Source organism: Kribbella sp. VKM Ac-2568, assembly GCF_004345365.1.
GTDB lineage: Bacteria > Actinomycetota > Actinomycetes > Propionibacteriales > Kribbellaceae > Kribbella > Kribbella orskensis.
The window spans coordinates 690531-705718 of sequence record NZ_SLVF01000002.1 but is presented as its reverse complement, the minus strand read 5'-3'; the positions used below and the strand labels follow the sequence as shown (position 1 = coordinate 705718).

General features: G+C 66.8%; 14 protein-coding genes and 1 pseudogene. 12 read left to right on the top strand and 3 right to left on the bottom strand.

The annotated features are described in order from the left end of the window. Window positions 1-20 precede the first annotated feature (20 nt). The 4 genes from EV648_RS07105 to narI are packed head-to-tail and all read left to right on the top strand — an operon-like array spanning window position 21 to window position 6836. A complete protein-coding gene (locus tag EV648_RS07105) occupies window positions 21-3743 on the top strand; it encodes a nitrate reductase subunit alpha (protein WP_132286431.1) in 3723 nt (1240 codons plus the stop codon). Further along, window positions 3743-5422, top strand: a complete 1680-nt coding sequence (narH, locus tag EV648_RS07100) for a nitrate reductase subunit beta (RefSeq protein WP_132286428.1) — start codon at window positions 3743-3745, stop codon at window positions 5420-5422. Before EV648_RS07105 ends, narH begins: the two co-directional genes overlap by 1 nt. Next, a complete protein-coding gene (gene narJ, locus EV648_RS07095; RefSeq protein ID WP_132286425.1) occupies window positions 5419-6123 on the top strand; it encodes a nitrate reductase molybdenum cofactor assembly chaperone in 705 nt (234 codons plus the stop codon). The genes narH and narJ overlap by 4 nt, the downstream gene beginning before the upstream one ends. After that, window positions 6120-6836, top strand: a complete 717-nt coding sequence (gene narI / locus EV648_RS07090; RefSeq protein ID WP_132194630.1) for a respiratory nitrate reductase subunit gamma — start codon at window positions 6120-6122, stop codon at window positions 6834-6836. Before narJ ends, narI begins: the two co-directional genes overlap by 4 nt. A 47-nt stretch (window positions 6837-6883) precedes the next feature. On the opposite strand, the gene EV648_RS07085 is transcribed toward narI, so the two are convergent. The 3 genes and pseudogenes from EV648_RS07085 to EV648_RS07075 all read right to left on the bottom strand — a co-directional run bounded on the left by EV648_RS07085 (window position 6884) and on the right by EV648_RS07075 (window position 9510). After that, entirely contained in the window at window positions 6884-8392 is a 1509-nt protein-coding gene (locus tag EV648_RS07085) for a DUF4389 domain-containing protein (protein WP_132286422.1), read from the bottom strand. A gap of 175 nt (window positions 8393-8567) precedes the next feature. Next, a pseudogene (locus EV648_RS45085) lies at window positions 8568-8888 on the bottom strand (phosphatase PAP2 family protein); the annotation flags it as partial. Between the two features lie 145 nt (window positions 8889-9033). Then, window positions 9034-9510 (bottom strand): GyrI-like domain-containing protein, encoded by a 477-nt coding sequence (locus tag EV648_RS07075; RefSeq protein WP_132286419.1) that lies wholly within the window; start codon window positions 9508-9510, stop codon window positions 9034-9036. A 310-nt stretch (window positions 9511-9820) separates the two neighbouring features. On the opposite strand from EV648_RS07075, the gene gap reads away from it, so the two are divergent. From gap to EV648_RS07040, 8 genes are read left to right on the top strand one after another with little or no spacing between them, the layout of a single operon-like run. Next, a complete protein-coding gene (gap, locus tag EV648_RS07070) occupies window positions 9821-10828 on the top strand; it encodes a type I glyceraldehyde-3-phosphate dehydrogenase (protein ID WP_132286416.1) in 1008 nt (335 codons plus the stop codon). Between the two features lie 24 nt (window positions 10829-10852). Then, window positions 10853-11377, top strand: a complete 525-nt coding sequence (locus tag EV648_RS07065; protein ID WP_132286413.1) for a PEP/pyruvate-binding domain-containing protein — start codon at window positions 10853-10855, stop codon at window positions 11375-11377. A 31-nt stretch (window positions 11378-11408) separates the two neighbouring features. Further along, window positions 11409-12653 (top strand): NAD(P)/FAD-dependent oxidoreductase, encoded by a 1245-nt coding sequence (locus tag EV648_RS07060; protein ID WP_132286410.1) that lies wholly within the window; start codon window positions 11409-11411, stop codon window positions 12651-12653. 2 nt (window positions 12654-12655) lie between these two features. Beyond that, window positions 12656-12970: a TusE/DsrC/DsvC family sulfur relay protein gene (locus tag EV648_RS07055; RefSeq protein WP_132286407.1), complete on the top strand. Its 315-nt coding sequence runs from the start codon at window positions 12656-12658 to the stop codon at window positions 12968-12970. Window positions 12971-12981: 11 nt separating this feature from the next. Beyond that, window positions 12982-13497 carry a DsrE/DsrF/DrsH-like family protein gene (locus tag EV648_RS07050; protein ID WP_132286404.1) on the top strand — a complete coding sequence of 172 codons (516 nt, stop codon included), beginning with the start codon at window positions 12982-12984 and terminating at the stop codon, window positions 13495-13497. Window positions 13498-13540: 43 nt separating this feature from the next. Next, the gene (locus tag EV648_RS07045; RefSeq protein WP_132286401.1) at window positions 13541-14434 is read left to right on the top strand and encodes a class I fructose-bisphosphate aldolase; all 894 of its coding nucleotides are present in this window, start codon (window positions 13541-13543) and stop codon (window positions 14432-14434) included. Between the two features lie 24 nt (window positions 14435-14458). Further along, a complete protein-coding gene (locus EV648_RS42475) occupies window positions 14459-14605 on the top strand; it encodes a hypothetical protein (protein ID WP_158293924.1) in 147 nt (48 codons plus the stop codon). 15 nt (window positions 14606-14620) lie between these two features. Continuing rightward, window positions 14621-15181, top strand: a complete 561-nt coding sequence (locus EV648_RS07040) for a flavodoxin family protein (protein ID WP_132286398.1) — start codon at window positions 14621-14623, stop codon at window positions 15179-15181. The last annotated feature ends 7 nt before the right edge of the window (window positions 15182-15188 follow it).

Sequence of the window (15188 nt, the reverse complement as noted above, 5' to 3'; positions counted from 1 at the left end):
CGACCAGCGAAGGACAATGAATGAGTACTGGGGATCGTCCGGACCCGAACCGGCGCGACAGCGAGATCGGTCTGGACGGAGGGCTGAGCGAGGCACTCGTCCGCACCCGCCGCTACTTCACCAAGGGGGTGGTCTCGGACGATCTGCGGACGCTGCACAAGCAGGGAGGGCGCGGCGCCGACGACTTCTACCGGGATCGATGGAGCCACGACAAGGTGGTGCGGTCGACCCATGGCGTGAACTGCACCGGCTCCTGCTCCTGGAAGGTGTACGTCAAGGACGGCATCATCACCTGGGAGACCCAGCAGACCGACTATCCGTCGGTGGGCCCGGACAAACCGGAGTACGAGCCGCGCGGTTGCCCTCGTGGCGCGGCGTTCTCCTGGTACACCTACTCGCCGACGCGGATCCGCTACCCCTACATCCGGGGTGTGCTGCTGCAGATGTACCGGGAGGCCAAGTCGCAGCACGGTGATCCGGTGGCCGCCTGGGCGCACATCGTCGACAACCCGGCCCGCGCGGCCCAGTACAAGGCTGCTCGTGGCAAGGGCGGACTGGTGCGGGCGAGCTGGGACGAAGCGACCGAGATGGTGGCCGCCGCCTACGTCCACACGCTGAAGAAGTGGGGACCGGACCGGATCGCCGGGTTCTCGCCGATTCCGGCGATGTCGATGGTCTCGCACGCCTCCGGAGCCCGGTTCACCTCGCTGATCGGCGGCACGATGCTGTCGTTCTACGACTGGTACGCCGATCTGCCGGTCGCGTCGCCGCAGGTCTTCGGCGACCAGACGGATGTCCCGGAGTCGGGGGACTGGTGGGACGCGGGTTACCTGATCATGTGGGGGTCCAACCTGCCGGTCACCCGGACGCCGGACGCGCACTGGATGGCCGAGGCGCGGTACCGCGGCCAGAAGGTCGTTGCCGTCGCCCCCGATTATGCGGACAACGTGAAGTTCGCCGACGAGTGGTTGCCGGCGGCACCTGGAACCGACGGCGCTCTGGCGATGGCGATGGGACACGTGATCCTGAAGGAGTTCTTCGTCGACCGGCAGACGCCGTACTTCACGGCGTACGGCAAGGCGTACACGGATCTGCCGTATCTGATCCAGCTCGACGAAGACGGCGGCGGCACCTACCAGCCGGGCAAGTTCCTCACCGCAGCCGACCTTCCCGCCTTCGAGGGCGAGGAGAACGCACACTTCAGGACTGTCGTGATGGACTCCCGGACGGGCCTTCCCGTGGTGCCGAACGGTTCGCTCGGTCACCGCTTCGGGCCGTCCGGAGCGGGCAGCTGGAACCTGGATCTGGGGGAGGTCGATCCCGCCCTGACGATGGCCGGTGACGAGGCGGACGCCGTACTCGTCCGGTTGCCGCGTTTCGACACCGCCGACGGCTCGGCCGGGGACGTGGCGCGTGGCGTTCCGGCGCGCCGCGTGGGCGGACGCCTCGTGACGACCGTGTACGACCTGATGCTCGCGCAGTACGGCGTCGCTAGGTCAGGACTCCCCGGGGACTGGCCAACGTCATACGACGACGCGACCGCGCCGTACACGCCGGCCTGGCAGGAGCGCATCACCGGTGTGCCGGCGTCCGCGGCGGCCCGGATCGCCCGCGAGTTCGCTCAGAACGCGGAGGACTCCAACGGCCGGTCGATGATCATCATGGGGGCCGGCACGAACCATTGGTTCCATTCCGACACGATCTACCGGGCGTTCCTCGCCCTCACCACGCTGACCGGTTGCCAAGGCGTGAACGGCGGCGGTTGGGCGCACTACGTCGGCCAGGAGAAGTGCCGGCCGGTGACCGGCTGGGCTCAGCTGGCGTCCGGGCTGGACTGGTCACGCCCACCGCGGCAGATGATCCAGACGGCGTACTGGTACCTGCATACGGATCAGTTCCGCTATGACCACTTCGGGGCGGACACGCTGGCCGCCAAGACAGGGGAGGGACGGCTCGCGGGGAAGACGACCGCGGATCTGATCGCCCTGAGCGCGCGGCTGGGCTGGATGCCGTCGTACCCGACGTTCAACAGGAATCCGCACGAGCTTGCGGATGAAGCGCGCGCGTCCGGTCGGCCGGTGGCCGACCATGTGGTGGACCAGCTGAAGTCGGGTGACCTCCGCTTCGCCTGCGAGGATCCCGACTCACCGGAGAACTTCCCGCGGATCCTGGCGATCTGGCGGGCGAATCTGCTCGGCTCCTCGGCCAAGGGCAACGAGTACTTCCTGAAGCATCTGCTCGGGGCAGGGTCGTCGCTGCGGGCCGGCGAGGCGCCCGAGGGTCGTCGGCCGAGCGAGATCGACTGGCACGAGCAGGCACCGGAGGGAAAGCTGGACCTGCTCCTGACGCTGGACTTCCGGCAGACGAGTACGACGCTCTTCTCCGATGTCGTGCTGCCCGCGGCGACGTGGTACGAGAAGCACGACCTGAACACCACCGACATGCATCCGTTCATCCACTCGTTCAACCCGGCGATCGCGCCACCTTGGCAGACCCGGACCGACTGGGACGCCTGGCAGACGATCGCGGAGAAGTTCAGCGAGCTCGCCGCCGAGCACCTCGGCACCCGGTACGACGTGGTCGCCGTACCGCTGCTGCACGACACTCCTGACGAGATGGCGAATCCGCACGGCGTCGTCCGGGACTGGAAAGCCGGCGAGTGTGAGCCGGTGCCAGGGGTCACGATGCCGAAGCTGATCGAGGTCGAACGGGACTATGGCGCCGTCGCGGCCAAGATGTCGGCCCTCGGACCGCTGATGGAGAAGCTCGGCGCGACGACCAAGGGCGTCACCTACGACGTGAAGGATTCCGTCGACTACCTGCGGGCGAAGAACGGGGCCGTCCGCGGCGGCCCCGGTGACGGCCGGCCGTCACTGAGACGCGATGTGCACGCCTGCGAGGCGATCCTGGCGTTGTCCGGTACGACGAACGGTCAGCTCGCCACCGAGGGCTTCAAGACACTGGAGAAGAGGGTCGGCAAACCGCTGCACGATCTGGCAGCAGAGCACGAGGGCAAGCGGATCACCTTCGCCGACACCCAGGCAGCGCCGACCCCGGTCATCACCTCGCCGGAGTGGTCCGGGTCCGAGACCGGTGGGCGACGCTACTCGCCCTTCACGATCAACGTCGAACGCCTCAAACCGTGGCACACCCTGACCGGCAGGCAGCACTTCTTCCTCGACCACGACTTGATCGCCGAGCTCGGCGAGAATCTCCCGGTCTACCGTCCACCGCTGGACATGGGTGCGCTGTTCGCCGAACCGGAGATCGGCTCCGTCACAGAGCACGGCGTGACCGTTCGCTATCTCACCCCGCACAGCAAGTGGTCGATCCACTCCGAGTACCAGGACAACCTCTTCATGCTGTCGCTGTCCCGCGGTGGTCAGACCATCTGGATGAGTGACCAGGACGCGGCCAAGGTCGGTGTCGTGGACAACGACTGGATCGAGGCGATCAACCGCAACGGTGTGGTGGTGGCCCGGGCGATCGTGTCCCACCGGATGCCGGAGGGCACCGTCTACATGCATCACGCCCAGGACCGGCTGATCGACGTTCCGATCGCGGAGGCCTCGAAGAAGCGCGGCGGCATCCACAACTCGTTGACCCGGCTGCTGATCAAGCCGACTCATCTGGTTGGGGGCTATGCGCAACTGTCCTTCGCCTTCAACTACCTCGGCCCGACCGGCAACCAGCGCGACGAGGTCACTGTCATTCGCAAGCGGTCACAGGAGGTGCAGTACTGATGCGAGTGATGGCACAGATGGCGATGGTGATGAACCTCGACAAGTGCATCGGGTGTCACACCTGCTCGGTCACCTGCAAGCAAGCCTGGACCAACCGCAGCGGCACGGAGTACGTGTGGTTCAACAACGTCGAGACCCGGCCGGGGCAGGGGTATCCGCGCACCTACGAGGACCAGGAGACCTGGAAGGGCGGCTGGCAGCTCAACCGGCGCGGCCGCCTGACGCTCAAGGGCGGTGGGCGGCTCAGGAAGCTGCTGACCATCTTCTCCAATCCCAAGATGCCGTCGATCCAGGACTACTACGAGCCCTGGACCTACGACTACTCGACCTTGACCGACGCCCCGGCACAGGAACACACCCCGGTGGCCCGGCCCAAGTCGTTGATCTCCGGCCAGGACATGAAGGTGACCTGGTCGGCGAACTGGGACGACGACCTGGGCGGCTCGGCGGCCACCGCGGAACGCGACCCGATCCTGAAGAAGGTGGGCGACAAGGTCAGGTTCGAGTTCGAGCAGACCTTCATGTTCTACCTGCCGCGGATCTGCGAGCACTGCCTGAACCCGTCCTGCGCCGCGTCCTGCCCGAGCGGCGCGATCTACAAGCGGTCGGAGGACGGCATCGTTCTGGTGGACCAGGACCGTTGCCGTGGCTGGCGGATGTGCATCTCGGGTTGCCCCTACAAGAAGGTGTACTTCAACCACCGGACCGGCAAAGCGGAGAAGTGCACGTTCTGCTTCCCACGCGTCGAAGTGGGGCTTCCGACCGTCTGCTCCGAGACCTGCGTCGGCCGGCTGCGCTACATCGGGCTGGTGCTGTACGACGCGGACAAGGTGCTGGAAGCCGCCTCGACGACTGACGAGCAGGGACTGTACGAGGCGCAGCGCGAGGTGTTCCTCGATCCGTCCGACCCCGCAGTACGGCGAGAGGCCGAACGGGCCGGCATCCCTCACGACTGGGTGGAGGCGGCTCAGCGGTCGCCTGTCTACGCGTTGATCAACCGGTACAAGGTCGCGCTGCCTTTGCATCCGGAGTACCGCACGATGCCGATGGTCTGGTACATCCCGCCGCTGTCGCCCGTCGTGGACGTGATCAAGGAGACCGGCGAGGATCCCGAGGACCGGGGCAACCTGTTCGCGGCGATCGATGCCCTGCGGATCCCGATCGAGTACCTGGCGGAGCTGTTCACGGCCGGCGATGTCGCGCCGGTCGACCTGGTACTGCGCAAGCTGGCCGCGATGCGTTCGTACATGCGCGACATCAACCTCGGGCGCGATCCGGACCCGACGATTCCGCAGGCGGTCGGGATGAGCGAGGAGGAGCTGTACGACATGTTCCGCCTGCTGGCGCTGGCGAAGTACGACGAGCGCTACGTGATCCCGCCGGCTCACGCGGAGCAGGCGCACTCGCTGGAGGAGCTCGCCACGGAGTGCTCGCTCGACTACGAAGGCGGCCCGGGAATGGGTGGGTCCGGACCGTTCGGTGAAGGCTCTGGAGGGACTACTCCGATTGCTGTCGAGAACTTCCACATGCTGCAAGACCGCCAGACGGCGGACACGGCGGCTGCCCCAGCGGGCAAGGGAGCGCGGGTGAATCTGCTGAACTGGGACGGCCGCGGAGCGCCGAGTGGTCTCTTCCCACCCAAACCGGACGATTCGGAGTCGGAGGCTGATCAGCGATGAGCGGCAAGCATCCGGCACCGGCATTGCCCGGCGAGCAGCTCGCCATCGGGTGGCAGACCGCCTCGCTGTTACTCGAATACCCGGACGAGAGCTTGCTGGCCCGGCTGGGAATGCTGCGTCGTCTCTCTGAGACTCTGGCCGGCACGGTGGGGGATCCCCTGCGTGCATGCATCGGTCGGCTGGAGTCCGGAACCTTGTCGACGGCGCAGGAGGAATACGTCGACACCTTCGACACCCGGCGTCGTCACAACCTCTTCCTGACGTACTTCGCGCACGGGGACACCAGGCGTCGCGGAGTCGCCCTCCTCCGCTTCAAACAGACCTACCTGCGATCAGGATTCATCCTGGACGACACCGAACTGCCCGACCATCTCTGCGTGGTGCTCGAGTACGCCGCCACAGTCGACCAGCGGCTCGGATGGAATCTCCTGCTCGATCATCGTGCCGGGCTCGAGTTGCTGAGGCTGGCGCTGGGGGATGCGGACTCTCGCTGGTTCGGTGCGGTGCAATCAGTGACTGCCACCCTTCCGCCTCTGAGAGGTGATGAGTCGGCCGCTATCAGGCGGCTCGCGGCTGAAGGTCCTCCGCAGGAAGAGGTCGGCCTGACGCCGTACGCCACTCCTGCTTTCGACCCGGCCACGCGGCCGCCCGGATCGCCACAGGCGTTGCCGATGCCCTCGTTCCCGGGAGGTCGTCGATGAACGAGATCCTGTGGGTGGTCTTCCCCTACATCTGCCTCACGGTGTTCGTGGTCGGGCATTTCTGGCGGTACCGGTACGACAAGTTCGGGTGGACCACACGCTCCTCACAGCTGTACGAGGACAGGCTCCTGCGCTGGGGTAGTCCGCTGTTCCACTTCGGCATCCTGGCCGTCTTCCTCGGCCATGTGATGGGCCTCGGCATCCCGAAGAGCTGGACCGAGGCGGTCGGGATCTCCGAGGGGCTCTACCACTTCCTGGCCGTGTCGATCGGCGCGATCGCCGGCTTCGGCACGGTGGTCGGCCTGGCGATCCTGATCTACCGACGGCGGACGGTTGGACCGGTCTTCTCCGCGACGACCAGGATGGACAAGGTGATGTACCTGTTCCTCGCCACGGTGATCGTGCTGGGACTGGTGAACACCGTGGTCGCCAACATCTTCGGTCACTACGACTACCGGGACGGGGTGTCGGTCTGGTTCCGCGGCATCTTCCGTTTCGACCTGCATCCCGAGCTGATGGCGGAGGCACCGCTCAGCTTCCAGCTGCACGGGCTGGCCGCGATCGCCCTCTTCGCCCTCTGGCCGTTCACCCGCCTCGTCCATGTCTTCAGCGCGCCGGTCGGCTACCTGACGAGGCCCTACATCGTCTACCGCAGCAGGGATGACCGGATCGCCAGCCACTCACCCCGTCGCGGCTGGGAGGACGATCGCTGACCTCACTCTTCGCAGTTGAACCTGCTGCAGGGTGGGGTCCGGTGCGCTCATCGTGCTGCTCCGGCGTGCGTGTCGGGCAGAGGCGCCGACGGGGGGACAGTACCTCCGTGCGAGGTACGCAGCGCCAGGGAGATGAGCAGGGCGCCCGCGAGGAGGAAGATCAGCCCGAATCCGATGAGGGAGAAGGCCAAGTCGTCCAGCCAGGGCACCGTGGCGCCGACCGCGAGATCGGCCCGTACCACGCGACTCCCGTCCGCGTTCAGGACCACGACGCTCCAGTCTCCCGCTCGCGGTCGCCAGTCGAGGGTCTGAGTACCAGTGCCCGCGGTGCTGGCTACCCAGAACTGTTCCGCGCTGGGCAACTGGGCCGGCGCCTGACCGGCGTACTGGCGGTACACCGGCTCGACTCGACGCCCGGCGACGCGCGACACCACGCTGTGCTCGACGGTCGACAGGTACGCCGAGACGTCCCGGTCAGCCGCGATCCCGATGAACAGCGGGGCGTCCGTCGCGCTGGTACCAGTGAGCCGTACCTCGCCGAGCACCCGGTTCATCACCCAGCCGGGTCCGTCGAAGCGCAGGGCACCTGTCTCGGTGGTGAGGGCGTACCCCGGGCTGGAGAACTGTTGGAGGTCCGTACTGACGTAGCCACCGGAGTCGCGGCCCGCCTGGTCGAACCAGAGCGCCGTCCCGCCGGCCGGCAAGGCAACCAGGCCGGCGAGGACGAGAACTGCTCCGGCGACGACACTGATCACTCGTCCAGCCGTCCAGCGGTGGGCCGAGGGAGTGGCAGGGCTCGGGGCGACAGGCCGGGCCGGGACTACGGGTGCGGGGTCTGGTTGGCCGTGCTCGAGTGTCGCGGTCGGTCGAGGACTGTCCGTGGAATCGATCAGCCGCTCGTCCTCACCCCTCCCACTGCCGGCGTCCAGCCGGAACGGCGGGTACTCGTCGGTCATCAGGAAGAAGTAGCCGGCGACCCGGCAGACCCAGCGGTTCAGGCCGACGACGAGGTCGAACAGATCGCGGGGGTAGCGACCGGTGAACAGCAGGATGAAACCGGCGATCAGCACGAGCAGCCCGATCAGCCCGCCGCCCTCGAAGGACCAGGTCGAGTCACCGATGTGGTAGCTCAGGTACGGCCCGCCGCCCAGGAGGATGGCAGCCACGAGGAGATGCGGTACTGCCAGCAACCACTTCACCAGGACGAGTCCCCGGGACAGTTGCGGTGGATAGTCGACGTGAAGTCTCGCCGGGTAGTCCGGTACGTCGTCCAGCGTGAACGGGGGATACCGGTCCGTGCCGAGGACGCCGTACGCGTAGAACGCGACCCGCCAACTCCACCGCAGCACGCCTGTGGTGAAGGTGAAGATCGGCCGGGGGTAGCGACCGGTGAAGAGGATCGCGAAGAACGCCACGATGCTCAGTACCCCGAACGCGAGCCAGAGGAAGGCGAGCACGATGTAGTGCGGTATCGCCAGCAACCACTTGACCAGCCAGAGCCCACGGCTGACGGACGGGTCGAGGTTGCCCTCGATCCGGATCGGATAGTTCCTCATGATGATCCTCCCTCTGAACCCATCGTTCATTCCCGCGGGCCGGTAAGGCTGGGATGTCTTCAGGACAAGCCGTCGGCGGAGGCGGCAGCAGGGGCGAAAGTCCTCGCTCGTCCGGGTCGTTGGGCGGGATGGCAGTCGGTCGTCGGGCCAGCCAGGTCGCTGCAAGCAGGGCCAACAGGGCGATGACGCCGCCGGCTATGCCGTCGAGCAGGTAGTGGTTCGCGGTCAGCACGATCGAGGCGAGCATCGCCGGCGGCATCAGCCAGCCGAACAGCCGGGCGATCCAGTGACCGGCGAGGTTCGCCCAGGCGATGCCCGCCAGGAGGTTCCAGCCGAAGTGCAGGCTGGGCACGGCGGCGTACTGATTGACGAACGCGGGTGGTTGTGGCACGCGGTAGGCCGATGTCTCTTGGGTGACGGTGTCGACGAAGCCGTAGCCGGTCAGAAACCGTGTGCGTTCGGCGTTGTGGTACGCGAGGTCGACCCGCGTGGCGATCAGGCCGCGGACGCCGAATTAGAGCGCGATGCCGGTGAGGATGAGCACGACCTCGCGCGCGACCCGCCGGCGCCTTGCTCCGCCCAGCTCCACTGACATGAGTCTGCCCTCTTCCGGCTCGGTCGAGCTGTAACGACTGCCTCGATCAGCCGTCGCTGCTGACCAGGTGGTACGGCTGCACCACTTCGGTGCGCCAGTGGGACGGATCTCCGGTCGGCGGCTCGTAGTAGATCTCCCAGGCCTCGCCGTCGGTCTCGCCGCCCTGGCTGCTGATCCAGTCCGCGAGGGCGGCGTAGGCCTTGCCCACCTGGTCGTAAGGACCCACGTACCACACCACCGCCAACTCGCCGCCGGGCAGTGTCGAAGGCTGCACAGAGCAGTCGCCGGCGATCCTTCCGGCGATCGGGAAGCCGGCCTCGACGTCGAACCGTCCGTCGGCACGGACGTGGTAGCGGGCGAAGGGGTGACCCTTCGGCGTCAAGCCGTGCAGGCCCAGGTAGGCGGCGATCTCCCCGTAGGCCTCGGCGAACCAGTTGACCAGTTCCGCCTGGGCGAGTGTCGCGCGCCGGACCGCGGTCGGCTGCACTACAGCCGTTCGGGTCTCGGGCTGTTCGATACCCATCTCGTCCTCCCGTTCGTGCTGGATGGCTTCAGAACACGCCTCGGCGGCAGGCGTCAGCAGAGCCGAAGGTCCTCAGTCCTCGGGCCGATGGGAAAGACGCGGCGGGAGGTGGCCGAGCGGCCCGATCCAGCAGGACTTCGGGCCCCGCGCTGGAGCCGAACGCGGTACTGACCGGCTGCGGGGCCAATGCCCGCGGAGCCGGGACCTTCGGCCCTGATCCGGCGATCGATTGCGGTCTGGAATGAAGGCAGGCAGGACGCCTCGCGGTGTCCCGTCCAGTCAGAAGACATTGTTGCTGAGGAGACCAGAGATGACTGTCAAAGTGGGGATCAACGGGTTCGGGCGGATCGGGCGGGACTTCCTGCGGGCTGTGCTCGAGCGGGAGTCGACCACGATCGAGGTGGTCGCGATCAACGACATCACCGACACGGCCACCCTGGCGAACCTGCTGCAGTACGACTCGACATACGGCGTACTGAGGGAGCGGGTCGGCCACACCGACGACAGCTTCACCATCGGTGGCAGGACCATCCGGGTGACTGCTGAGCGGGACCCGGCGGCGCTGGACTGGCGGAGTGTAGGAGTCGACATCGTGATCGAGTCGACGGGCCGGTTCCGCACCCGCGAGGCCGCTGCCGCGCATCTGGCCGCCGGCGCTCGCAAGGTGGTCCTCTCGTCACCTGGCAAGGGCGTGGACGCGACGCTCGTGCTCGGCGTGAACGACGAGACCTACGACCCCGCCGAGCACGACATCATCTCGAACGCTTCCTGCACCACCAACTGCGTGGCGCCGATGGTGTCCGTGCTGCATCGGACCTTCGGGATCGAACACGGACTGATGACCACCATCCACAGCTACACCAACGACCAGGTGATGCTGGACTCGCCGCACAAGGATCTGCGCCGTGGACGGTCGGGCGCGGTGAACCTCATCCCGACGAGCACCGGCGCGGCCAAGGCCGTCGGCCTGGTGATCCCGGAGATGGCCGGCAAGATCGACGGTGTCGCGGTCCGCGTGCCGGTCGAGGACGGGTCGCTCACCGACCTGGTCGTCGAGCTGGCCGAGCAGGCGACGGCCGAACAGGTCAACCAGGCCTTCGCCGACGCGGCGTCGGGTTACCTGAAAGGCCTGCTGCGCTACAACGAGGATCCGATCGTCTCCCGCGACATCATCGGCGACCCGGCGTCCTGCATCTTCGACGCGCCCCTCACCCAGGCGAACGGGAACATCGTCAAGGTCTTCGGCTGGTACGACAACGAATGGGGCTACACCAGCCGGCTGCTCGACCTGACCGAGATCGTGGCTCGCGGTCTCTGAGAATCGGACGGAGGAGCTGTCATCATGATCGATTCGCCGCACATCACCTGGTCGGACGACGGAAGGGGTTTCGCGACCTCCGCGCCGGCCTACCGGGAGTTCGTCAGGTCCGCCAGACTTCGACCGCTCGTGGCGACGCAGATCCGTCGCCTGCGCGAGGGCGCCGACATCGTCGCTGTCGGAGCAGTCATCCGTACGGCCTTCTGCGAGGCGGAAATACCACCCGGAGTCGTCGCGGCCATCGAGGAGGCCTACCAGAAGCTCGGCGGCGCCGACGTAGAGCTGCAGGTCAGCGGTACGGCGGCCGACGAGCCGCTCGACGAGTTCTTCACCGGCCCACAGGAGGTTTTCCTTCACGTGACCGGCCTGCAGGCCTTGCTGGCTGCCTGCAAACGGTGCTGGGCGTCGCTGTACAACGACCGAGCCATCATCTACCGCGAGGTACGAGACATCGACCAGCTGTCGGTGGATCTCTGTGTGGTCGCCCGGCCGATGACCGATCTGGACTTTGCGGCCGAGACGATCGATCAGGTGCTAGGCAGGGTCTGACGTGCCTGCTGGGTCGAGAAGGGACTCGTCGATGAAGCGTCTGGTGATTCTTGGAGCCGGGACAGCGGGGATGATGGTGGCGAACAAGCTGCGCCGCAGGTTGCCGCTACGGGAATGGCAGATCACGGTCGTCGATCGCGATGACGTCCATCTCTACCAGCCCGGGCTGCTGTTCGTGCCTTTCGGCGTCTACCGGCCCGCGCAGCTGACCAGGTCACGCCGTCGCCTGCTGCGCTCCGGCATCCAGTTCCTGACGGGCGAGATCGAGCGGATCGACCCGGTCGCGAAGACGGTTCGGCTCGGCGACGGAACGGCAGTCGGTTACGACTACCTGGTAGTTGCTACCGGCACCAGTCCGCGGCCGGACCAGACCCCGGGGATGCTCGGAGCGGAGTGGCGCAAGAGCATCTTCGACTTCTACAGCTACGAGGGCTCGGTCGCGCTGGCGGACGCGTTGCGCGACTTCACCGGTGGCCGGCTCGTCGTGCACATCGTCGATCAGCCGATCAAGTGTCCGGTGGCGCCACTGGAGTTCACCTTCCTGGCGGAGGCGTACTTCCGCTCCCGCGGGATGCGGGACCAGGTCGAGATCGTCTACGCGACACCGCTGTCGGGCGCCTTCACCAAACCGATCGCCTCGGCGCGGCTGGGGGACATGCTGGACGAGCGGAAGATCGCCGTCGAAGCGGACTTCCTGGTCGAGCGCATCGACTCCGAGCGCAAGATGCTGGTCTCCTACGACGAGCGTGAGATCGAGTTCGACCTGCTGGTGACCGTGCCACTGAACATGGGCGCCGACTTCATTGCGAGGTCCGGGCTGGGCGACGAACTCAACTACGTCCCGGTGGACAAGCACACGTTCCAGTCGACCGCGTACCCCGACATCTTCGTGCTCGGCGACGCGGCCGACCTGCCGATCTCCAAGGCGGGGTCGGTGGCGCACTTCGCCGCGGAGATCTTCACCGGCAACTTCTGCCAGTACGTCGAGGGTCACCCGATGACCGGCAGCTTCGACGGGCACGCGAACTGCTTCGTCGAATCCGGCGACGGCAAAGGCCTGCTGATCGACTTCAACTACGACACCGAGCCGCTCCCCGGCAGCTTCCCGTTGCCGGTCGTCGGTCCGCTCGGGCTGTTGCGGGAGAACGCCCGCAACCACTGGGGAAAGCTGGCGTTCCGATGGATCTACTGGCACGTGCTGCTGCCCGGACGCCGGCTGCCGGTCCCGACGCACCTGTCGATGACCGGCAAGAAGCAACCAGACAAGGAGATCTGATCATGCCCGTGGTCACCATCGGACCCGCTGAGGTCCATGTCGATGCCGAAGGCTTCCTGACCCAGTACGGCGAGTGGACCGAAGAGCTGGCCGCACAACTCGCCGCGCAGATCGGCATCGAGCTCACCGACGCGCACTGGAAGGCGATCAGCTTCCTGCGGGCCGACTACCCGCAGCGCGGCGAGACCGCCACGCTGCGCCGTGTGTCGACGCTTGCGGGCATTCCGATCAAGCAGTTGTTCGTCCTGTTTCCCGGTAAGCCGGCCAAGAAGATGGCCTACGTCGCCGGCCTGCCCAAGCCCCGCGGCTGTGTCTGAGGAGGACCGCCATGACCACGATCGACAACGCGCCCGCCATCGTCCCCGACTTCGGTGACTCGGCAACCGAGGGCCGCAAGCTGGCCATCATCTGCTCGAAGGGCAATCTCGACATGGCCTACCCGGGTCTGATCCTCGCGAACGCCGCGCTGGGCGAGGGGGTGGAGACGCACCTCTTCTTCACTTTCTGGGGCTTCGACATGATCACCAAGTCGCGGATGAACGACCTGAAGTTCACGATGCTCGGCAACACCGCCACCCATCTGCCGCAGGGGCTCGGCGGCCTCCCAGGGATGACTGCGATGGCCACGCATCAGATGAAGAAGCAGATCCACGACGTGGGTGTGCCCGGCGTACCTGAGTTCCTCGAGCAGATCGTCGCCTCGGGTGGACATCTGTGGGCCTGCCGGATGTCCGCGGACATGATGCAACTCGACGAGTCCGACCTGTACGACGACGTCGAGGCCATCATCAGCGCCTCGGACTTCATCGAGATGACCGACGGCGCCCAACTCCTTTTCATCTGACCCCAAGGGCGCGTTCGCCGCGCTCGAACCGGAGGTGACGATCATGCAGACCCGGCCCTCCTTGCGTGAGCTCGGACTGAACAGCGGCAAGAAGACACGCCTGCGGCGCATCCTTTTCGACCATGGGCTGCGCAACGGCTCAGCCTTCTTCCTGCCCTACGACCAGGGTCTCGAGCACGGTCCGCGCGACTTCTTCGCGAACCCCCAGGCCTCCGACCCGGCGTACATCGTCAAGCTGGCCGTGGCCGGGGGCTTCAACGGGATCGCGATCCAGATCGGCCTGGCCGAGAAGTTCTACTGGGACTACGCCGGCGAGGTGCCGCTGATCCTGAAGCTGAACGGCAAGACCGACATCCCGTCCGACGTCGAGGCGCTGTCGCCGGTGCACGCGACTGTCGAGGACGCCGTCCGCCTCGGCGCCGACGCGGTCGGCTACACCCTGTACGTCGGATCGCCGGCCCAGGAGGCCGACTTCGCGCAGTACCGGAAGGTGCGTGCGGACGCAGAGCGACTCGGGATGCCCCTGATCGTCTGGGCCTACCCCCGTGGTGCCGCGATCGCGGCCAAGGGTGGCAAGGACTCGTTCTACGCCGTCGACTACGCGGCCCGCGTCGCGAGCGAGCTCGGTGCGGACGTGGTCAAGGTCAACTTCCCGCACCCGGAGAAGACCAGCGGCGTGAAACCGGCGTACCAGGCCGACTTCACCTCCCAGCAGGCGATCGACGCGGTCGTCCGCTCGGCGAACCGCACCCTGGTCCTGGTCTCCGGCGGTGAGAAGGCCGGTGACGACGCGATGCTCAGCAAGGCCAGGCAGGCGATGGACGCCGGCGGCCTCGGTCTGATCTTCGGCCGCAACGTGTGGCAGCGCCCGTACGACGACTCGTTGCGCTTCGTGGACTCCCTCAAGGAGATCCTCGCCGCCCACTCGAGCCACTGACGACCACAGCTTCGAGGAGGATCGATGAGGCATCAGCTGACGGTGTCCGACGTGATGACCGCCAAGGTGATCACCGTGCCTGCGCCCTGTCGCCGGCCTGATCGCGGCTGCCGAGGAGACCCCGTCGCCGTCGTCCACGAGCCACGCGACCCCCATGCCGTGACGCCGTGAGACCAGGAGCCGATCATGTCTGGAACGCCACAGGCCCTCATCGTCTATGAATCGATGTTCGGCAACACCTGGAAGGTCGCTGCGGCGATCCGGGACGGGCTCAGCACCGTCATGGAGACCGAGCTGGTTCGTGTCGACCGGGCGCCGGCCGAGATAGCCCCTGATGTGCGGCTACTCGTCGTCGGCGGACCGACCCACGCCTTCAGCATGAGCCGGCCGTCGACCCGTGCCGATGCCTTCACCCGCGACGATGTCGTGATGCCGGTGGACACCGGCATCCGGGAGTGGCTCGGCGCCCTCCCGGACCGCACGACCGCGACGATCTCAGCCACCTTCGACACCCGCATCACCAGAGTCCGCCGGCTGCCCGGCTCGGCCGCTCGGTTCGCGGCCAAACTCCTGCGCCGCCGGGACTTCAGGGTGATGGTGCCGCCGGCAACCTTCTTCGTCGACGACACCACCGGCTCGATCGAGGAGCACGAGCTGGCTCGGGCGCAGCAGTGGGGTGTGGACCTGGGCCGGGAGCTCCGGCCGGTGCTTGGTCCCATCCGCCGAAGGATGAGGCGATCAGCATGATGCACCA